The organism is Rahnella sp. BIGb0236 (genome assembly GCF_004364755.1).
Taxonomy (GTDB): domain Bacteria; phylum Pseudomonadota; class Gammaproteobacteria; order Enterobacterales; family Enterobacteriaceae; genus Rahnella; species Rahnella victoriana.
Genome location: NZ_SOAO01000010.1, coordinates 155,872 through 175,166, shown reverse-complemented (window position 1 = coordinate 175,166; position 19,295 = coordinate 155,872). Strand labels below are relative to the sequence as shown.

Sequence of the window (19,295 nt, the reverse complement as noted above, 5' to 3'; positions counted from 1 at the left end):
AGGCATACGTGGATGAAGAGCATTCTGGTAGTACTGGACGGCCTGAATTATCAGGTCGCCAAAGACGCAATGGGCTATTTACAGGCGCAGTGTGCCGCAGGACGCGGCCGCTTGTATCAACTGGAATGCGAATTGCCTTCGCTGTCCCGGCCGCTTTATGAATGCATTCTCACCGGTGTGACGCCGGTGGTGAGTGGCATTGTTCATAACCACGTTGACCGGTTATCAACACAACGCAGTATTTTTCACTATGCCCGCGACGCCGGTCTGACGACGGCGGCTGCGGCCTATCACTGGGTCAGCGAGTTGTATAACCGCACGCCGTTTGATCCCCCTCGCGACCGCCATACCAGCGACGATTCGCTGGCTATCCAGCACGGTCATTTTTATTACGACGATGGCTATCCCGATTCGCATCTTTTCGATGACGCCGAAAGCCTGCGACGTCGTCATGATCCCGATTTCCTGCTGATCCACCCGATGAACATTGATGATGCCGGACATAAATTCGGTCTGTCGACGCCGCAATACCGCAACAAAGCGCGGACGGCGGATGGCATTCTGTCGCGCTATCTCGGCGACTGGCTGGACGCGGGTTATCAGGTCATTGTCACCGCTGACCACGGCATGAACGATGACCGCAGCCACGGCGGTATTTTGCCGGAGGAGCGTCAGGTGCCTTTATTTGTTTTCGGCAGCGCATTCAGCTTTAAAGAGGCCGCGCCGCTGCAAACCGAGCTGTGCGGAACGCTGTGTCAGATCCTGAATATTGCTCATGACAAGCCACATTGCCCGGCATTACTGGCCTGAACCCCGTCACTTTTAAAGGATACCCGATGAAAGCTAAGTGGATTGCAGCATTGTTTATGCTGCCATTTCTGGTTTTTTTCATCGCTTTTCAGCTGGCGCCGCTGGCCTGGATTGCGGTGAGCAGCTTTTACAGCGAAACCTATGAGGCCTGGGGGCTGGGCAATTACAGCGACATTCTGACGTCTCCTTTTTATCTGCAGGCCATGCGTTTCTCGCTGGATATTTCCATCTGGTCGAGTTTGTACGGTTTGCTTATCGCGTTAGTGGGCAGTTACTCACTTCGTCAGTTAGGCCCGACAAAGCTGCATGATTTTGTGATGTCGTTTACCAATATGACCAGCAACTTTGCGGGCGTACCGCTGGCCTTCGCCTTTGTGATCCTGTTGGGGCTGAACGGTTGTCTGACATTGTTACTGAGAAAATATGGCCTGATGGAACACTTCGACCTGTATTCGAAAGACGGCCTGATTGTGCTCTATACCTATTTCCAGATCCCGCTCGGCGTGTTGCTGCTGTATCCGGCTTTTGATGCATTACGCGAAGACTGGCGAGAATCGGCGGCGTTGCTGGGCGCGGGGCGCTGGAGTTACTGGCGTCATATCGGCATTCCGGTGCTGTTCCCGGCGCTGCTCGGTACCTTCGTGATTTTGCTGGCTAACGCCCTGGGCGCGTATGCCACGGTGTATGCGCTGACCACCGGCAACTTCAACGTGGTGCCGGTGCGCATCGCGGCGCTGGTCTCAGGGGATATCTCCCTCGACCCGAATATGGGCAGTGCGCTGGCAATGTTACTGGTGGTGCTGATGGCCTTTATCACGCTGATCCATCAGTGGTTATTGCGTAAAAGTTATCTCAGTCAGCGCGGCTGACGGAAAGAAAAGGAACGTAAAATGTCGCGGTCTGAAGCGATTTACCACCGTGTGGTGATCTGGGTTTTACTGATTGTCCTGATGTTGCCGTTGCTGGCGACGCTGGTGTATGCGCTGGTGCTGGAATGGGGCGCCACCATTTTGCCCAGCGGGTTTACCCTCAAATGGCTGGTGGAATTATGGAGTGATCCGCGTTTCCTGATCGCGCTCTGGCACTCGCTGCTGGTGTGTTTCGGCACGCTTTTCCTCTCGCTGGTGCTGATCCTGCCTCTGATGTTTGTGATTGCTTACTATTTCCCAAAGCTCGATGCGCTGATGAACATCCTGATTTTGCTGCCGTTCGCCGTGCCGCCGGTGGTGTCATCGGTGGGGCTGATGCAGTTGTATTCTGCGGAACCTCTCGCGCTGACCGGTACGCCGTGGATCCTGATCGGGTGTTACTTCACCATCGCCTTGCCGTTTATCTATCGCGCCATTTCCAACAACATGCAGGCGATCAACCTGCGCGACCTGATGGATGCGGCGCATCTGCTCGGTGCCAGTACCTGGAAAGCGGCGCTGCTGGTGGTTTTGCCCAACTTACGCAAAGGCGGGATGATCGCCATCCTGCTGTCGTTTTCTTTCCTGATCGGGGAATTTGTGTTCGCCAATCTGCTGGCGGGCAGCCGTTATGAAACGGTTCAGGTTTACCTCTATAACATGCGCAATGGCAGTGGCCATTTCACCAGCGCATTGGTCATCTCCTATTTCATGGTCGTCCTGATTTTCACCTGGGTGGCGAACGTGCTGAACAAAGGAACGCGCTGATTATGTCGTATTTGCAGGTCACTCAACTCAACAAGTCTTACGGTCCGACGCAGATTTTCAACAACATCGATTTCTCGGCAGAAGAGGGCGAATTCGTCACGTTGCTGGGACCAAGCGGCTGCGGGAAATCCACGCTGCTGCGCTGTCTGGCGGGGCTGACCTCTGTCGACAGCGGAAAAATTCTGATTCAGGGACAGGATATCGTGCCGCTGCCACCACAACAGCGCGGTATCGGCATGGTCTTCCAGAGCTATGCGCTGTTTCCGAATATGACGGTGGAAGCCAATGTCGCCTTTGGTTTGAAAATGCAAAAAATCCCGGCCTCAGAGTTGCAACGCCGCGTCGCGGAAGTGCTGGAACTGGTGGAAATGAACGATTACGCCAGACGTTATCCGCATCAGCTTTCCGGCGGTCAGTGTCAGCGTGTGGCGCTGGCCCGTTCACTGGTGACGCAGCCGCGCCTGTTGTTGCTCGATGAACCGCTGTCCGCGCTGGATGCCCGTATCCGCAAGCATTTGCGTGAGCAAATCCGCCGTATTCAGCGCGAAATGAACCTGACGGCGATTTTTGTGACCCACGATCAGGAAGAAGCGCTGACCATGTCTGACCGGATTGTGCTGATGAACAAAGGGCAAATCGTCCAAAATGCCGACGCCGAAACCCTGTATACTGAACCGGTGGATGCCTTTGCGGCGGGTTTTATCGGCAGCTACAACCTGCTCAGCCCCGAACAGGCGATGGCGCTGACCGGCATTCGTTACACCGGGCGCGTTGCCATCCGTCCCGAGTCGGTCACGATATGTGATCTGATTGAAGGCATTCCGGCTAAAATTCTCAGCCACAGCCTGCTCGGCAACGTCGTACGTTATCGCGTTTCAGCGCACGGTGTGGAGCTGTCTGTGGATGTCTTAAACCGCTCTGTGGCCTCACTTCGCGCTGATGGCAGCGATATTGGTCTACAGTTAGATCTTGTTACGTTACGGGAAGTTGCATGAAACTGGCGCTGTTTGATCTCGATGAAACCCTGATTAGCGGCGACTGTTCGAGTTTGTGGTCAGCCTATATGGTCGCGAAAGGCTGGGTGGCGGATGAGCAGGCTTTTCTGCAACAGGATGCCGCCCTGATGCAACAATATGCGGCAGGTCAGATGGATATGCAGGAGTACATGCGCTGTACCCTGGTGCCGCTGATTGGCCGCCGTGAAGATGACGTGGCGACGATGGTCGCCAGTTATATCGAGGATGTGATTGCCCCGCGTATTTATGCGCAGGCGCGTGAATGCCTCGCAGCACATCGCGCGCAGGGCGACCGGACGGTGATTATTTCCGCCTCCGGTGAGCATCTGGTGCAGCCGATTGCCCGTTTCCTCGGTGTGGAAGAAACGCTGGCCATCGGTGTTGAAATGAAAGACGGGCGCTTTACCGGTGCCACGCAGGGGACGATGACCTATCGCGAGGGAAAAGTGTCGCGGTTGCTGCATCTCATCAATCAGGACGAATCCCTGTTACAACACGCCCGTTTTTATTCGGATTCTCATAATGATCTGCCGTTGCTGACCCGCGTGGGCCAGCCGGTGGCAGTGAATCCGGACGCCATCCTGCTCCAGCACGCCCGGCAGGCAGGATGGCCGGTCTATGCCTGGCGTTAATGGAGCCGTTCTTTCGTGTTAACCCTTTTGCATCTGTTGTCTGCTATTTCTTTGCTCGTATGGGGTACGCACATCGTGCGTACCGGCATCATGCGTGTTTTTGGCGCCAATCTGCGCCGCGTTCTGAGTAACAGCGTCGAGAAAAAACCGCTGGCTTTTGTGGCGGGCATTGGCGTGACTGCGCTGGTGCAAAGCAGTAATGCCACCGCGCTGCTGGTCACGTCGTTTGTGTCTCAGGGGCTGGTGGCGCTGGCACCTGCGCTGGTGATTATTCTCGGTGCAGATGTCGGGACCGCCGTGATGGCGCGTATCCTGACGTTTGATCTCTCCTGGCTTTCCCCGCTGCTGATTTTCGTCGGCGTGGCCTTCTTCCTCAGCCGTAAACAAACCCGCGCCGGACAAATGGGGCGCGTCGGGATCGGTCTGGGTCTGATTTTACTGGCACTGGAGCTGATCGTTGGCGCAGCAACGCCGATCATGCAGGCGTCCGGCGTGAAAGTGTTGTTCTCTTCCCTGACCGGTGATGTGCTGCTTGATGCCCTGACCGGCGCAGTGTTTGCCATCATCAGTTATTCCAGTCTGGCGGCGGTTCTGCTGACGGCAACGCTCGCGGCCACCGGCGTGATTTCCCTCAAAGTGTCACTGTGTCTGGTGATCGGGGCCAACCTCGGCAGCGGCCTGCTGGCGATGATCAATGCCAGCAAAATGAACGCCGCCGGTCGTCGCGTGGCGCTCGGCAGTACGCTGTTTAAACTGATTGGTCTTGTGATTGTGCTGCCGTTTGTCGGGCCGTTATCCACGCAACTGTCGCGTCTTGGCATTCCGGATGAAGAACTGGTGATTTATTTTCACATGTTCTACAACCTGATCCGCTGTCTGGCGATGGTGCCGCTGACCGCGCCGATGGCGAAGATTTGCCAGCTGATGATTGCCGATGTGCCGGAAGACGATCCGCGTTTGCGCCCGCGCCATCTGGACGTCAGTGCGATTGATACGCCGACGCTGGCGCTGGCCAATGCCGCCCGCGAAACCCTGCGCATGGGCGATGTGGTCGAGCATATGCTGATCCTCAACCGCGAAGTGATGCACGGTAAACTGGCGCAGGATCGCGAAGTACGGCGTCTCGACGATGACGTTGATGTGCTGTATACCGCCATCAAACTGTATCTGGCGCAAATCAACAAAGAAGGGCTGGGCGAAGATGATTCCCGCCGCTGGGCTGAAATTATCGAAATGGCGCTGAACCTGGAACAGGCCGGTGACATTATCGAACGGATGACCGGCGATATCACCGCCAAATCCCACGCCACACGCCGGGCATTCTCGCCGGAAGGACTGGTGGAACTGGAAGCCTTACATGAAAAACTGCTGGATAACCTGCGTCTGAGTCTGGGGGTTTTCCTGTCAAATGACCTGACCAGTGCGCGCCGCCTGCGCCGCTCGAAACACCGTTTCCGCATTCTCGACCGCCGTTACGCCCATGCGCACGTTGACCGTTTGCATCAGCATAACGTGCAGAGCATTGAAACCAGTTCGCTGCACCTCGGCCTGCTGGGCGACATGAAACGTCTGAATTCCTTGTTCTGTGCGGTGGCGTATAACGTGCTGGATCAGGATGAGCAGGAAGATGAACAGCGCGAAACTAACGATGATGTGCAGCGGGTGTAAAACCAAAAAACGGGCGCTGAGGAAGGCGCCCGTTTCTTTTCACCTTTTTCCTGTCGGAAAATCAGTCTTTTTTAACCGGTTTACCGGACCAGTAACCCGCCAGCAAAGAACCTGACAGATTGTGCCAGACCGAGAACAACGCACCCGGCAGCGCCGCCAGCGGGGTGAAGTAAATTTTCCCCAGCGTCGCGGCTAAGCCTGAGTTCTGCATCCCGACTTCCATCGCCAGCGTGCGGCAGGTGGTTTCATCGAAGCCAAACAGTTTCCCGCCCCAGTAACCGCTCAGCAGACCGATGCCGTTGTGCAGGATCACCGCCACAATCACGATCAGCCCCACAGAACCGATAAAGCCCTGACTGCCCGCCACCACGGCGCTGATAATCGCCACGATGCAGACCATTGAGAACAGCGGCAGCAGCGGTTCGATACGTTTCACGGTTTTGGTGAACAGATGATGAATGATCAGACCGGCCAGAATCGGGATCACCACGATCTGCAAAATGCTCAGCAGCATCCCTTCCACATCTACCTTGATATGCGTATCGACATACAGACGCGTCAGCAGCGGCGTGGCGAAAACGCCGACCAGCGTGGATACCGCAGAAATCGTCACGGAAAGCGCGACATCACCTTTAGCAAGGTAAATCATGACGTTAGATGCCGTTCCGCTGGCGACGCTGCCGACTAAAATCATACCCGCCGACAGATCGGCGGGCATATGGAACAGCTTTGCCAGCACCCATGCGGCCAGCGGCATCACCAGATAATGCAGGAACGTCGCGGCAGCCACCGGGCCGGGCCGGGAAAGGACGCGTTTGAAATCACCGAATTCGAGGGTGACGCCCATGGCGAACATAATCAGCATCAGCAGGGTGGAAACATGCGGGCCGATCGGGGTGAACGTGCCGGGGGAGTAATAGGCCGCGACGGATAACAGCACGGCCCACAGCGGGAACAGGCGGGTGATTTTGGCTAACATTGAGGATGATCCTTGTCTTTGTTGTTTTGCAAAAGTACAGACAAAAAAAAGACCGGGCACATGGCCCGGTCTTCACAGATACCGCGCCCGTTATTGTTCGAATAGGTTGCGGTGTAGTGTTTTGACGACCTGATCGGCATCGTTGCCCGGCACCAGGAAGCACAGATTGTAGCTGCTTGCGCCGTAGCAAATCATGCGGATATTGAACGGATCCAGCACGCCGAAGACTTCTTTGCCGACGCCACAGGCCTGCGACAATTTGTTGCCGATAATCGCGATCAGCGCCAGATTTTCTTCCACTTCCACGCGGCACAGTGAGGATAATTCTGTCAGCAGCGAAGTGGTCAGCAGGCTGGCATCGGAAGAGGTCGAACCGGTGGTATCGAGTGTCAGTGCCACGCTGACTTCTGATGTCGTAATCAGGTCAACGGAAATGCTGTGACGCGCCAGAATGCCAAACACTTCGGCGAGGAAACCGCGTGAATGCAACATGCTCAGGCTGTGCAGCGTGACCAGCGTTTGTCTGCGACGCAGGGCAATCGCACGGAACAGCGGCGGGTTGTCGGTGGTATCGCACACCAACGTGCCGCCGCCCGACGGATCTTTGCTGGAGCCGACAAACACCGGAATGCCGCGACGCACCGCAGGCAGTAAGGTCGCCGGGTGCAGCACTTTCGCGCCGAAGGTGGCCATTTCTGCCGCTTCTTCAAAGGCGATGCGGTCAATACGTTTTGCTGCCGGCACCAGACGCGGGTCGGTGGTATAAATCCCCGGCACGTCAGTCCAGATATCCACACGGGAAACGCCCAGCGCTTCACCCAGCAATGCGGCGGTGTAATCGCTGCCGCCACGGCCTAAGGTGGTCGTGCGGCCTTTGCCTTCTGAACCGATAAAGCCCTGAGTGATCACCAGCGCATCCTGCAAACGCGGTTGCAGCTGTTGCACGGTCAGTTCGTTTAATGCCTGCGTGTCCGGCTCGGCACGGCCAAAACGATCGTTGGTACGCATGATTTTACGCACGTCGAACCATTCCACCGGCACGTTGCGCTGGCGGATGATTTCAACAAACAGCAGGGTAGACATCAGTTCGCCGTGACTGACCAGTTCGTCGGTCAGCGCCGTGGAGGTCGCGAGGCTCGCCGCTTCGGACAGCATGGCGATATTTTCCAGCATGCGGCCGATTTCTTCGCGGATCACCGTCGGATTATCGAGGCGGTCGATAATGGCACTCTGGATCCGGCGGATTTCATCCAGCAGGAACACCCGGCGTTCGGTTTCTTTGCCTTCGGCCAGCTCGACTAATAAATTGGTGATGCCCGCAGACGCGGAAAGAACAACCAGACGCACTTCAGGGCGCGCAAGCACGATGTCTGCGCTGCGGTTCATGGCGTCGAAATCCGCTACGCTGGTACCGCCGAATTTGGCGACGATAACGTTGCCCAGAGGCTGCGGGTTGGCGTTGCGGGATGCTGCGTAATTCATGTAAAACCTCGTGTCAGGGTCGTCATACCAGACGGCCATCTATTCCATCATTTCAAGAATTGGCACAAGGGGAGAGCGGGAAGGGGGCAGACGTAGAAATGCTACGATACACCCAGAAGCGCCCCACCTTGTCGACATCCTCGCGGATGCCCGGTGACAACCCAGGGGATTCAGCCCCTGTAGTCGATCGTATGCCTGCCGCGGGCTTCAGACCTCGGCGTCGCTCCCCCTGATGTACCTTCGCAGGATTTCGGCTCCTCCGATACACTACCTGGGCGACGCGCCTCTTCTGGCTCACGCGACACGCGCGCGAGTTAGGTGCTTAGGAATAACGGGTTCTCGCCCGTCTGTCAACGGTCTGGCGGCTCATGCGCCACATTTTGAACGATTCTCATCTAATATTGTTCTCTGTCATTGTGATTTAGCAGATCTAACCTATCGCAAGAAAAGGCATCTCTTCCCGGGAAGTTCAGGCTACAATCGGGTCAGTTATCTCATATTTATTCTCAGCCTAAGAGCATTGCTATGAAAAATATCAATCCAACTCAGACCGCTGCCTGGCAAGCCCTGCAGCAGCATTTCGACAAGATGAAAGATGTGCAGATTAGCCATCTGTTTGCTGAAGATGGTGATCGTTTCTCCAAATTCTCTGCCACGTTTGAAGACCAGATGCTGGTCGATTTCTCCAAAAACCGCATTACGACAGAGACTCTGGATAAACTGCAGGCGCTGGCGAAAGAGACTGACCTTCAGGGTGCCATCAAATCGATGTTCTCTGGCGAGAAGATCAACCGCACCGAAGACCGTGCTGTTCTGCACGTTGCGCTGCGTAACCGCAGCAACACGCCAATCGTCGTGGACGGCAAGGATGTGATGCCGGAAGTGAATGCGGTACTGGCAAAAATCAAAGGCTTCACCGAACGCGTTATCGGCGGCGAGTGGAAAGGTTATACCGGCAAAGCCATTACTGACGTGGTGAACATCGGGATCGGCGGTTCAGACCTCGGCCCGTTCATGGTCACCGAAGCGCTGCGTCCTTACAAAAACCACCTGAACATGCATTTCGTCTCCAACGTTGACGGCACGCACATCGCCGAAACGCTGAAAGACCTGTCGCCGGAAACCACGCTGTTCCTGGTCGCCTCAAAAACCTTCACCACCCAGGAAACCATGACCAACGCCCACAGCGCACGTGACTGGTTCCTGAAAACTGCGGGCGACAACCAACACGTGGCGAAACACTTCGCGGCGCTGTCGACTAACGGCAAAGCGGTGAGCGAGTTCGGTATCGATACCGACAACATGTTCGAATTCTGGGACTGGGTCGGCGGCCGTTACTCTCTGTGGTCAGCCATCGGTCTGTCCATCGCCCTGTCTGTCGGTTTCGATAATTTCGAACAGCTGCTGAGCGGCGCGCACGCGATGGATAAACACTTCGCGAATACCCCGGCTGAGAAAAACCTGCCGGTTCTGCTGGCGCTGATCGGCATCTGGTATAACGATTTCTACGGCACTGAAACCGAAGCTATCCTGCCATACGACCAGTACATGCACCGTTTTGCCGCGTACTTCCAGCAAGGCAACATGGAATCCAACGGTAAGTTCGTTGACCGTAACGGCAATCCTGTGGATTACCAGACTGGCCCGATTATCTGGGGCGAGCCGGGCACCAATGGTCAGCATGCGTTTTATCAGCTGATCCATCAGGGCACCAAAATCATTCCTTGTGACTTCATCGCCCCGGCCATCAGCCACAACCCGCTGAGCGATCACCACGCCAAACTGCTGTCTAACTTCTTTGCACAGACAGAAGCGCTGGCCTTCGGTAAATCTCTCGACGTCGTCGAGAAAGAATTCGCCGATCAGGGTAAAAAACCGGAAGACGTTAAACACGTCGCACCGTTCAAAGTGTTCGAAGGTAACCGTCCGACCAACTCCATCCTGCTGCGTGAAATCACGCCTTATAGCCTGGGTGCGTTGATCGCGATGTACGAGCACAAAATCTTTACTCAGGGCGTGATCCTCAATATCTACACCTTCGACCAATGGGGCGTAGAACTGGGCAAACAGCTGGCAAACCGTATCCTGCCAGAACTGGAAGGTGACAAAGATGTTACCGGCCACGACAGCTCGACTAACGGTTTGATTAACCGCTTTAAAAACTGGCGCTAATCCCTCGTTATCCTTCAGACTGTTTCAGCGTTGGCTGCGTGAACTCACCCCGGTCACTTACTTATGTAAGCTCCCGGGGCTTCGTTCCCTTGCCGCCTTGATCCAGCCCGAATGATTTAGAGGGACAGGTCGCAATATTTCTAAATAAAAGGGTTAGCCTTCACCGGCTGACCCTTTTTTAATGGCCGTTTTCTGCCGCGGACTCTGTGGTATTCTGCGGGTATTCATAACAAAAGTGGGATGTAGATCACATGGCAGGATCCAAGCGCGCAATGATGATATCCGTCATTATGCAGCGAATTTTGAACGTTTTCTTATTAGGGCTGGCCGCGATCCTGATGATTTTTATCGGGCGCGAAACCTACCATTTAGCGATGGTTCTGTTCGTGAATAACGACCAGTCTTCGTCGTATTTACTGATCGAGGGGATTGTCATTTACTTCCTCTATTTCGAATTTATTGCCCTGATTATCAAATACTTTTCGTCGGGTTATCATTTCCCGCTGCGCTATTTTATTTATATCGGCATCACCGCGATTATCCGCCTGATCATCGTCGACCATAAAAGTCCTTACGACACATTGGTTTACGCCTGCGCGATCCTCGTGCTGGTGGTGACGCTGTTCCTTGCGAACGGCGAACGTCTGCGCCGCGAATAAATCAGGCAATTACTGCCTCGCATTGATGCGCTAGAATGCGAGGCAGATAATTCATTGGAGGTATGAATGCCTCCATTACGGAGCCGTTGATGTCTGATTCCCACTCTCCCGAACAATCCCCGATCCACTGGTTCGACGATCCCTCACAAGTCCCTGCCGATGTGGCTGACTGGCTGATGGAAATGGGATCCATGACCCGCCGGTTTGAAAAGCAGGGTGTTACCGTCACCGTGAAACCGCAAAACGAATGTTTTGTCAGCCGTGAAGAACTGGGTGAAAGCGAAGCGCAGCAACTGCCGGAAAGCGCCCGTTACTGGATCCGCGAAATCGTGCTGTTTGGTGATGCACAGCCGTGGTTGCTCGGACGTACCGTTATTCCTGAAGAAACGCTGACCGGGCCGGATCTGGCGCTGGTCGATCTGGGCACTGTACCGCTGGGGCGCTATCTGTTCAGCGGCAATAACTTGTCGCGGGATTACATTCATTTAGGCCAGTTGCACAGTGAGCAGGGCGAATTATGGGCGCGCCGTTCCCGCCTGCGTCTGTCTGACAAACCCTTGCTGCTGACCGAAATTTTCCTCCCGGATTCGCCGGTTCACCGCCCAGAGGGCAAAGTGAGTAAGGCATGAGCCAGACTGATCAACAAGGAGAACAGAGAGTGTCAGGAAGTATGACTCAGGGCACATGGCGGGATTACTGCCGCCTGATGCGTATTGATAAGCCGATCGGCTCGCTGCTGCTGCTGTGGCCGACGTTATGGGCATTGTGGGTGGCCGGTGGCGGCATGCCGTCAGCCAAAATTTTGCTGGTCTTCGTACTGGGCGTATTTTTCATGCGCGCCGCCGGTTGCGTGGTAAATGACTACGCCGACCGTAAGTTTGATGGTCACGTCAAACGCACCGCGAACCGGCCATTGCCGAGCGGGGCGATCACCGGTAAACAGGCGAAAATCTTGTTCGTCGGGCTGGTGCTGGTGTCATTCGGGCTGGTGCTGTTGCTTAACCGCATGACCATTTTGCTGTCGCTGGCCGGGCTGGCGCTGGCATGGATTTATCCGTTCATGAAGCGCGTCAGTCATCTGCCGCAGGTGGTATTAGGTGCCGCGTTTGGCTGGGCGATCCCGATGGCATATGCCGCGGTGAGCGAAAGTGTGCCGCTCAGTTGCTGGTTAATGTTTGCGGCGAATATCTGCTGGACGGTGGCTTACGATACCCAATATGCGATGGTCGACCGTGACGATGATTTGAAGATCGGGGTGAAATCTACCGCCATTCTGTTTGGCCGTTTTGACACCCTGATTATCGGCCTGCTGCAACTGGCGACGCTGGTGCTGATGGGGTTTGTCGGGCATCTTTCCCAGCTTGGCGCGCCGTTCTACTGGTCGCTGCTGCTGGCTGCGGCGCTGTTTGTGCATCAGCAGAAGCTGATTGCCAAACGCGAGCGTGATGCCTGTTTTCTGGCTTTCCGCCAGAACAACTATGTCGGGCTGGTGCTGTTCCTCGGTATTCTGATGAGTCTGTCGGCGTTCACGTTGTAAGTGTTCCTGAACTGATTCAGCGACCATAAAAAACGCCCGGACTCTGTAAAAAGTCCGGGCGTTTTGTTTTACCGTCAGTTGGCGTGCGTTAATACCGGTTAGTGATCGGTATCGCGCACATCCATCTTAGGCTCAGCCGGTGGCTCTGTCGGTTGCGGCAGCTCGGAAGGCATTCCCGCACTCTCAATCGTCAGCTTGATATCCGGCGTCATCAGGTCACTGAGCATGAGGTAAATCTCACGCGTTTGTTCCTGAATGGCATCGCCGGTGTCACTGATATAGCCTTCGGCGCGCAGGGTACCGACCAGCGTCGAGAACACCGCTTTGTCGAAGAACTCAGGGGCATTAATACCGTGCAGCACGGATAAACGCTGCGCCATAATCCGGCTCTCTTTTTCCAGCGCACCACGGTTGATGCTTGGATTATTGGTGAGCAGGGAGAAAGTGATCGCGTAGCGTTGCAGCGTTTCACGTACGCCGGCAGCCAGCAGCTGCAACGTGCGGATACGCGCCGGATTGAGTGTCAGCTCATCATCTTCAAGATGAATGATTTGCTGACGCGCCAGTTCCAGCGTCAGAACATCCAACACCTGTGGCAGTTCAGACGTGTCGAAATGCATAAACAGTTCGGCTTTCAGCATCGGATAAATCAGTTCTACCTGACGCAGTAATTCCGCGCGGCTGACCTGACGATGATGCATCACAATGCTGGAAATCAGCGACGGCAACACCAGCATATGATGGATGTTGTTGCGGTAGTACGTCATCAGCACGGCCTGTTCACGAGGCAGAACGATGATGTCGCCGATGTTGTCTTTCTCAACCTGGAACTTGTTCATGTTCAGCGCATGATCGAGCAACTGATCGGCAGTCAGATCGGGCACCGTCGAATCCGCGTTGTAAGGCACATTACGCAGCAATTGCAGATAGCAGTCGATTTGCTCGGTCAGTTGTTCGCGGGTCAGTGAACGCTGACGGGAAGCCAGCAGCGCGGTACAACACAAGTTCATGGCATTGGCTGCCGCCGAATTGTTGATGCGCACCATGATCTGTTCTGCCAGATCCTGCACCGTTGGCGTCAGCCAGCTCGGACGTTGTGCTTCGATCGGATCGATGGCTTCACGCCAGGTCGGCACGTTCTGGTTCAGGTAAGTGGTCAGATGCAGCGGCTCACCAAAGTTCACATAACCCTGACCAAGGTTGCGCAGCTTGCGCAGGCCGTTAAGCATCTGCGTCAGACTTTCTTTCTCTTTGGTCGCACCGCGCAATTCTTTGGCGTAGGTGCCCACTTCCATCACATGCTCATAACCGATGTAAATCGGCACCAGCGTAATCGGACGTGAACCGCCGCGCAGCATGGCCTGAATGGTCATTGCCAGCGTACCGGTTTTCGGTTCCAGCAGACGTCCGGTGCGTGAACGACCGCCTTCGACAAAGTATTCCACCGAATAACCACGGCTAAACAGTTCGCCCAGATATTCACGGAAAACCGTCGAATACAGCTTGTTGCCTTTGAAGGTACGGCGGATGAAGAACGCGCCCAGACGGCGGAAAATCGGACCGGCTGGCCAGAAGTTCAGGTTGATACCGGCGGCGATATGCGGCGGCACCAGCCCCTGATGATAGAGCACGTAAGAGAGCAGCAGATAGTCCATGTGGCTGCGGTGGCAGGGCACATAGACGATTTCCTGACCGTCCAGCGCGAGCTGGCGTACACGTTCGGCATTATTAACATTGATGCCTTTGTACAGACGGTTCCACGTCCAGCTCAGCACACGATCAGACAGGCGCACGGCTTCATACGAGAAGTCGGCGGCAATCTCTTCCATCAGGGCGATGGCGTTTTGCTGGGCTTTTTCATGGGAAATCTTCTTGCTGCGCGCCTCGTCTTCAATGGCTTTTTCAATCGCTTTGGAGGCCAGTAATTTATTGAATAAATCCTGACGAGCCGGAAGACGCGGGCCAACGGCGGCCAGACGCTGGCGGGAGAAATGCATCCGCGCTACGCGGGCCAGTTTCTGCGCGATGGTTTTATCTGTACCGTGCTCTGTCGCCATATAGCGCAGGGAAACGGTATTGGAGAAACGGACAAAACTGTCGCGTCCCAGCCACAACACGGCGAAGAATTTCTGAATGCCGTTCAGCACGCGCAAATGTGGCGTATCGTCCTGTCCTTCACGACCCGGCGCACGGCCAAACATCACCGACACCGGCAACATCTGAATGTCTAACTCCGGATTATTGCGGTGTAAGTCCAGATAATCGTGGAACAGTTTTACCGATTCCTGCTTTGGCGTGTAATACGAGAAGACACGCGGCCCTTCGGCAATGAAAACGTGGCTTGGCAGCAGGGTTCCGTCGATTTCTAACGGGATCAGGGGATCGGGCAGATTCTGCGCCAGACATTGCGCACGCAACGTCAGCAAATCGGCTTTGGAGTTATAAGGCAATACGTACAGAATTGGCCGCGTCGGGTCTAAATGCAACTCGGTAACGGGATCTGAAGGTATGACCTTGCTCTTTACCAGCAATGAGAGTGGTAAATTCAATAATGTGTAATAAAGTCTACGCCAACCTGACATAAAAACGTGAAGCCTCTTGTTAGCCATTTCGCCGCAAGGATACCAGAAAGATCCGTGGAGATCTGTGGTCATATAAAAGCTAAAATACGGCACACTTTTAAGGACAACCCTTCAAGGATCAGTACCCCAAATGGCGAATCAAGTCACTGGATTTACCCGAATTTATAAAGCGGCTGGCTATTCCTGGAAAGGATTGAAAGCCGCATGGCAAAACGAAGCGGCTTTTCGCCAGGAAGCCAGTGTGGCTATCCCGTTAATTTTATTATCATTCTGGTGCGATGTCAGCAGCATAGAACGCATTCTGCTGATTGGCTCAGTGGTGTTGGTGTGCGTCACCGAACTGCTCAACAGCGCGGTGGAATGTGCGATTGACCGCATCGGCCCTGAATTTCACGTACTGTCAGGCCGCGCCAAAGATATCGGCTCCGCTGCCGTACTGCTGACCATCATATTGGCGATTTTTGTCTGGGTCAGCATCTTTTGGCCGCGATGGTTCTGATTTGGAATCTGCATTCCAGGAATCACCGTTATGCCCTGTTTTTATTCAATCTTAGGTTTTCATTGGCCGTTTAGCTGTATATACTCACAGCAAGACTGTATAAACAACCAGGGGGCGGAATGAAAGCTTTAACGACCAGACAACAAGAGGTCTATGACCTTATTCGCGATCATATCTCCACCACCGGTATGCCACCCACCCGCGCAGAGATTGCGTCACGTCTGGGGTTTCGTTCTCCCAATGCGGCGGAAGAGCATCTGAAAGCGCTGGCACGTAAGGGCGTTATCGAGATTGTCTCCGGTGCGTCACGTGGCATCCGCCTGCTGATGGAAGAAGAAGAAGGTTTACCGCTGATCGGCCGTGTGGCTGCCGGTGAACCGCTTCTGGCTCAGCAACATATTGAAGGCCATTATCAGGTCGATCCGGCGATGTTTAAGCCGAGCGCCGATTTCCTGCTGCGCGTCAGCGGTATGTCGATGCGTGATATCGGTATCCTCGACGGTGATTTACTGGCCGTGCATAAAACGCAGGATGTGCGTAACGGTCAGGTCGTTGTGGCCCGCATTGATGACGAAGTCACCGTGAAACGCCTGAAAAAACAGGGCAGCGTGGTGCAGTTATTGCCTGAAAATAGCGAGTTCCAGCCGATTGTGGTGGATTTGCGCGAGCAGAATTTCAGCATAGAAGGGTTAGCCGTAGGCGTCATCCGCAATGGCAACTGGATTTGATCTTCGTACTTCGAGCTATCTCTTCGTTGGCTGCCTTCGCGACCCCCGGTCACATACTGGTGTATGCTCCCGGTGTTCGCTCAGTTGCCGCCTTGATATAACTCGAATTACTCGCTCAAATTCGTGAGCCAGATGCTTCGATTTAGCGTCTGGTCTCGATAGTATCGAATATAGTTGAATAGGGATGGCGGCCGCCTCCGGCATTCATTTGAATTCAAAGAGAAAGCATTTTCTCTCATCGTCGCCCCTTTCGGGGCGATGTCATTTACAGGCATAACCTGAACCTCCGGCATGAGATTCTCTATGCAACATCATTCCCTGCGACAAAAATTCCAAAACACCTTTCTAAGTCCTGCCGATAAAGCACTGTGGATGCTGGCGTTGCCGATGATTTTTTCCAATATCACGGTGCCGTTGCTCGGGCTGGTGGATACCGCAGTGATCGGCCATCTCGACAGCCCGGATTATCTCGGCGGTGTGGCTGTCGGTTCTATGATCACCACTTTCCTCTTTATGCTGCTGTTGTTTCTGCGCATGAGCACCACCGGCATGACCGCGCAGGCGCTCGGCGCGAAAGACAATCAGCTGCTGGCGCGCGCCTTCGTACAGCCTTTTCTTCTGGCCGTGCTGGCCGGTGCCATCATTGTGTTATTCCGCCATCCGCTGATGGAACTGGCATTTCACATTGTCGGCGGTAGCCAGCCGGTACTGGAACAGGCGAGGTTGTTTATTGAAATCCGCTGGTTCAGTGCGCCGGCATCGCTGGCCAATCTGGTGATCCTCGGCTGGCTGCTGGGGATTCAGTATGTGCGCGGGCCCGTGATCCTGCTGATTGCCGGGAATCTGCTTAATATCATTCTGGATCTGTGGCTGGTGATCGGGCTGGGCTGGAACGTGCGTGGTGCCGCCATGGCGACCGCCAGTTCGGAGTATTTCACCCTGCTGATCGGATTGTATTTTGTCTGGCGGGTGATGAAACAACGCGGTATTACCGGTGAAGAAATCACCTCTGCATGGCGCGGTAACCTGCGTCGTCTGCTGGGGCTTAACCGCGACATCATGCTGCGGTCATTGCTGCTCCAGCTTTGCTTTGCCTCACTGACTATTCTGGGCGCGCGGCTGGGCAGTCACGTCGTGGCGGTGAACGCGGTGCTGATGAATCTGCTGACGTTTACCGCTTTTGCGCTGGATGGTTTTGCCTACGCCATTGAAGCGCATTCCGGTGAGGCGTTCGGTGCCCGTAACCGCGAAAAACTGCTGGATGTCTGGCACGCCGCGTGTCGTCAGGCCGGGCTGGTCGCCCTGTTTTTCGCGCTGGTTTATGCCCTGGCGGGTGACGCGATCATTAACGCGCTGACGTCCTTACCTGAGCTGCGTGAGCTGGCTGACCATTATCTCGGCTGGCAGATCATCCTGCCTCTGGTGGCCGTCTGGTGCTATTTGCTGGATGGTATGTTCATAGGCGCAACGCGCGGGCGGGATATGCGTAACAGCATGCTGGTGGCGGCGCTGGGATACGGTCTGACACTGTTCACCTTACCGCTGCTGGGTAACCATGCCCTGTGGCTGGCACTGATGGTGTTTCTGGGGCTGCGGGGGCTGTCGCTGGGCTGGATATGGCGTCGTTACTGGCGGCATGACACCTGGTTTACGTCCTGAACGGGGTGATTTTTCCGCATTTTTCAAAGGCATAAACCCCGACGTGTCGTTATTTTCTGCTTTGGATTAATCCTAATAACGCTTTTTATCCCTGTTTCGGGAGGATTAATCGGGATTCTCTACTAACCTTTAAAGTGTTAAGGACGAACTGCAAGCGAGAAATGCAGTTCACGAAACCCAAGGTAACAGGAGATATTTTATGAATAAGGACCAAGCCGACGGTAACTGGAAACAGTTCAAAGGGAAAGTGAAAGAACAATGGGGCAAGCTGACGGATGACGACCTGACAGTGGTTGAAGGTAAACGTGATCAGTTGGTCGGTAAAATTCAGGAGCGTTACGGCTATCAGAAAGACCAGGCCGAGAAAGAGCTCAATGAATGGGAAACCAAAAATAAATATCACTGGTAACACGCGACTCCCCCTCGCGTATCAGTGACGTATCCTGGCTTTAGCTGCTCCTACCCGGAACAATTCAGGATACGGGTACAAGGAAGTACCCAACCTTTACCCCCGCAAGTTATTCGTCGTTACCCCTTCATCCCTCAGCGTTTTTTCACCACAATACTGTGGTCGTGATCGCAGTGATCATGGCTGTCGCAGGTTTCCACGACTTTACATTCCGCACACAATCCATGCGCTTCCACCACCGAATGACGAAGTTCAAATCCGGACTCTGACGCCAGTTTTGCCAGGCGCTCTTCAATGCCATCCGTGGTTTTTTCGGTGACCAGCCCGCAGCGGTCGCAGATAAACAGCGCAGAGGTGTGGCTCGGCTCTTCAAAATGGTGGCACAGCACATAGCTGTTCGCTGACTCAACGCGGTGGATAAACCCTTGTTCCAGCAGAAAATCCAGCGCACGGTAAACGGTCGGCGGTTTTGCCTGCGGCTCGCTGACACGCAGCAAGTCCAGCAAATCATAGGCGCTGATCGCACCGGGTTGTTGCGTCATCAGACGCAGTACTTCCAGCCGCTGCGGGGTCAGGCGAACATTGCGCTGCTGGCAAAGTTCTTCAGCTTGTGAAAGTAATTTTTCCGGATTATTCAGGGTCATAGCAACGTTCTCTGAGCGCAGATGGGGGGAGGCAGGCCACATCATGCGACCTGTGTTGATTTTATCATGCTTGCGGCAAAACGCCGAATTATGCGCCATTCAGATGTGATACGGCGTCGTCATTCGTTCGCTTAACGGCACAA

The 19,295-nt window shown here is 54.7% G+C and carries 18 protein-coding genes and 1 riboswitch; of the genes, 14 read left to right on the top strand and 4 right to left on the bottom strand.

What is annotated here, in order from left to right:
* Positions 1 to 12 precede the first annotated feature (12 nt).
* From EDF78_RS19005 to EDF78_RS18980, 6 genes are read left to right on the top strand one after another with little or no spacing between them, the layout of a single operon-like run.
* The gene (locus EDF78_RS19005) at positions 13 to 810 is read left to right on the top strand and encodes an alkaline phosphatase family protein (RefSeq protein WP_131694011.1); all 798 of its coding nucleotides are present in this window, start codon (positions 13 to 15) and stop codon (positions 808 to 810) included.
* Positions 811 to 836: 26 nt separating this feature from the next.
* Positions 837 to 1,679: an ABC transporter permease subunit gene (locus EDF78_RS19000; RefSeq protein WP_095924309.1), complete on the top strand. Its 843-nt coding sequence runs from the start codon at positions 837 to 839 to the stop codon at positions 1,677 to 1,679.
* Positions 1,680 to 1,700: 21 nt separating this feature from the next.
* Entirely contained in the window at positions 1,701 to 2,486 is a 786-nt protein-coding gene (locus tag EDF78_RS18995) for an ABC transporter permease (protein WP_131694010.1), read from the top strand.
* 2 nt (positions 2,487 to 2,488) lie between these two features.
* The gene (locus EDF78_RS18990; RefSeq protein ID WP_095924311.1) at positions 2,489 to 3,481 is read left to right on the top strand and encodes an ABC transporter ATP-binding protein; all 993 of its coding nucleotides are present in this window, start codon (positions 2,489 to 2,491) and stop codon (positions 3,479 to 3,481) included.
* Positions 3,478 to 4,134, top strand: a complete 657-nt coding sequence (locus EDF78_RS18985; RefSeq protein WP_095924312.1) for an HAD family hydrolase — start codon at positions 3,478 to 3,480, stop codon at positions 4,132 to 4,134. The genes EDF78_RS18990 and EDF78_RS18985 overlap by 4 nt, the downstream gene beginning before the upstream one ends.
* Positions 4,135 to 4,149: 15 nt before the next feature.
* A complete protein-coding gene (locus EDF78_RS18980) occupies positions 4,150 to 5,802 on the top strand; it encodes a Na/Pi cotransporter family protein (RefSeq protein WP_095924313.1) in 1,653 nt (550 codons plus the stop codon).
* A 61-nt stretch (positions 5,803 to 5,863) separates the two neighbouring features.
* On the opposite strand, the gene panS is transcribed toward EDF78_RS18980, so the two are convergent.
* Both panS and lysC read right to left on the bottom strand, forming a co-directional pair.
* Positions 5,864 to 6,781 carry a ketopantoate/pantoate/pantothenate transporter PanS gene (gene panS / locus EDF78_RS18975; protein ID WP_095924314.1) on the bottom strand — a complete coding sequence of 306 codons (918 nt, stop codon included), beginning with the start codon at positions 6,779 to 6,781 and terminating at the stop codon, positions 5,864 to 5,866.
* 90 nt (positions 6,782 to 6,871) lie between these two features.
* A complete protein-coding gene (lysC, locus tag EDF78_RS18970) occupies positions 6,872 to 8,263 on the bottom strand; it encodes a lysine-sensitive aspartokinase 3 (protein WP_095925258.1) in 1,392 nt (463 codons plus the stop codon).
* 108 nt (positions 8,264 to 8,371) lie between these two features.
* A riboswitch (Lysine riboswitch) is annotated at positions 8,372 to 8,560 on the bottom strand.
* Between the two features lie 228 nt (positions 8,561 to 8,788).
* On the opposite strand from lysC, the gene pgi reads away from it, so the two are divergent.
* The 4 genes from pgi (at position 8,789) to ubiA (ending at position 12,631) form a co-directional block, all read left to right on the top strand.
* The gene (pgi, locus tag EDF78_RS18965) at positions 8,789 to 10,435 is read left to right on the top strand and encodes a glucose-6-phosphate isomerase (RefSeq protein ID WP_119823727.1); all 1,647 of its coding nucleotides are present in this window, start codon (positions 8,789 to 8,791) and stop codon (positions 10,433 to 10,435) included.
* A gap of 251 nt (positions 10,436 to 10,686) precedes the next feature.
* Complete coding sequence (gene psiE, locus EDF78_RS18960; protein WP_095924316.1) at positions 10,687 to 11,094, top strand: phosphate-starvation-inducible protein PsiE; 408 nt, start codon at positions 10,687 to 10,689, stop codon at positions 11,092 to 11,094.
* 89 nt (positions 11,095 to 11,183) lie between these two features.
* A complete protein-coding gene (gene ubiC, locus EDF78_RS18955) occupies positions 11,184 to 11,723 on the top strand; it encodes a chorismate lyase (RefSeq protein WP_119823725.1) in 540 nt (179 codons plus the stop codon).
* A 41-nt stretch (positions 11,724 to 11,764) separates the two neighbouring features.
* Complete coding sequence (gene ubiA, locus EDF78_RS18950; protein ID WP_133823668.1) at positions 11,765 to 12,631, top strand: 4-hydroxybenzoate octaprenyltransferase; 867 nt, start codon at positions 11,765 to 11,767, stop codon at positions 12,629 to 12,631.
* 98 nt (positions 12,632 to 12,729) lie between these two features.
* Here the strand turns inward: ubiA and plsB are convergent, their stop codons facing one another.
* Entirely contained in the window at positions 12,730 to 15,213 is a 2,484-nt protein-coding gene (gene plsB / locus EDF78_RS18945) for a glycerol-3-phosphate 1-O-acyltransferase PlsB (RefSeq protein WP_095924319.1), read from the bottom strand.
* A 130-nt stretch (positions 15,214 to 15,343) separates the two neighbouring features.
* On the opposite strand from plsB, the gene EDF78_RS18940 reads away from it, so the two are divergent.
* The 4 genes from EDF78_RS18940 to EDF78_RS18925 all read left to right on the top strand — a co-directional run bounded on the left by EDF78_RS18940 (position 15,344) and on the right by EDF78_RS18925 (position 18,508).
* Positions 15,344 to 15,712: a diacylglycerol kinase gene (locus EDF78_RS18940; protein WP_095924320.1), complete on the top strand. Its 369-nt coding sequence runs from the start codon at positions 15,344 to 15,346 to the stop codon at positions 15,710 to 15,712.
* Between the two features lie 119 nt (positions 15,713 to 15,831).
* Positions 15,832 to 16,440, top strand: coding sequence for a transcriptional repressor LexA (gene lexA, locus EDF78_RS18935; protein WP_095924321.1), 609 nt, complete (start codon positions 15,832 to 15,834; stop codon positions 16,438 to 16,440).
* A gap of 303 nt (positions 16,441 to 16,743) precedes the next feature.
* Positions 16,744 to 18,099, top strand: a complete 1,356-nt coding sequence (gene dinF, locus EDF78_RS18930; protein ID WP_133823661.1) for an MATE family efflux transporter DinF — start codon at positions 16,744 to 16,746, stop codon at positions 18,097 to 18,099.
* Positions 18,100 to 18,298: 199 nt separating this feature from the next.
* Positions 18,299 to 18,508, top strand: a complete 210-nt coding sequence (locus EDF78_RS18925; protein WP_013577368.1) for a CsbD family protein — start codon at positions 18,299 to 18,301, stop codon at positions 18,506 to 18,508.
* A 134-nt stretch (positions 18,509 to 18,642) separates the two neighbouring features.
* Here EDF78_RS18925 and zur read toward each other — a convergent pair whose 3' ends face one another.
* The gene (gene zur / locus EDF78_RS18920; protein ID WP_095924323.1) at positions 18,643 to 19,152 is read right to left on the bottom strand and encodes a zinc uptake transcriptional repressor Zur; all 510 of its coding nucleotides are present in this window, start codon (positions 19,150 to 19,152) and stop codon (positions 18,643 to 18,645) included.
* Positions 19,153 to 19,295 lie beyond the last annotated feature (143 nt).

What these genes read in the sequence shown, in the direction of transcription:
- psiE (WP_095924316.1), top strand. Translation starts at nt 10,687, where the DNA reads ATGGCAGGATCCAAGCGCGCAATGATGATATCCGTCATTATGCAGCGA.
- EDF78_RS19000 (WP_095924309.1), top strand. Translation starts at nt 837, where the DNA reads ATGAAAGCTAAGTGGATTGCAGCATTGTTTATGCTGCCATTTCTGGTT.
- lexA (WP_095924321.1), top strand. Translation starts at nt 15,832, where the DNA reads ATGAAAGCTTTAACGACCAGACAACAAGAGGTCTATGACCTTATTCGC.
- EDF78_RS19005 (WP_131694011.1), top strand. Translation starts at nt 13, where the DNA reads ATGAAGAGCATTCTGGTAGTACTGGACGGCCTGAATTATCAGGTCGCC.
- EDF78_RS18990 (WP_095924311.1), top strand. Translation starts at nt 2,489, where the DNA reads ATGTCGTATTTGCAGGTCACTCAACTCAACAAGTCTTACGGTCCGACG.
- EDF78_RS18925 (WP_013577368.1), top strand. Translation starts at nt 18,299, where the DNA reads ATGAATAAGGACCAAGCCGACGGTAACTGGAAACAGTTCAAAGGGAAA.
- EDF78_RS18985 (WP_095924312.1), top strand. Translation starts at nt 3,478, where the DNA reads ATGAAACTGGCGCTGTTTGATCTCGATGAAACCCTGATTAGCGGCGAC.
- zur (WP_095924323.1), bottom strand. Translation starts at nt 19,152, where the DNA reads ATGACCCTGAATAATCCGGAAAAATTACTTTCACAAGCTGAAGAACTT.
- plsB (WP_095924319.1), bottom strand. Translation starts at nt 15,213, where the DNA reads ATGTCAGGTTGGCGTAGACTTTATTACACATTATTGAATTTACCACTC.
- lysC (WP_095925258.1), bottom strand. Translation starts at nt 8,263, where the DNA reads ATGAATTACGCAGCATCCCGCAACGCCAACCCGCAGCCTCTGGGCAAC.
- EDF78_RS18940 (WP_095924320.1), top strand. Translation starts at nt 15,344, where the DNA reads ATGGCGAATCAAGTCACTGGATTTACCCGAATTTATAAAGCGGCTGGC.
- pgi (WP_119823727.1), top strand. Translation starts at nt 8,789, where the DNA reads ATGAAAAATATCAATCCAACTCAGACCGCTGCCTGGCAAGCCCTGCAG.
- ubiC (WP_119823725.1), top strand. Translation starts at nt 11,184, where the DNA reads ATGTCTGATTCCCACTCTCCCGAACAATCCCCGATCCACTGGTTCGAC.
- EDF78_RS18995 (WP_131694010.1), top strand. Translation starts at nt 1,701, where the DNA reads ATGTCGCGGTCTGAAGCGATTTACCACCGTGTGGTGATCTGGGTTTTA.
- ubiA (WP_133823668.1), top strand. Translation starts at nt 11,765, where the DNA reads ATGACTCAGGGCACATGGCGGGATTACTGCCGCCTGATGCGTATTGAT.
- panS (WP_095924314.1), bottom strand. Translation starts at nt 6,781, where the DNA reads ATGTTAGCCAAAATCACCCGCCTGTTCCCGCTGTGGGCCGTGCTGTTA.
- dinF (WP_133823661.1), top strand. Translation starts at nt 16,744, where the DNA reads ATGCAACATCATTCCCTGCGACAAAAATTCCAAAACACCTTTCTAAGT.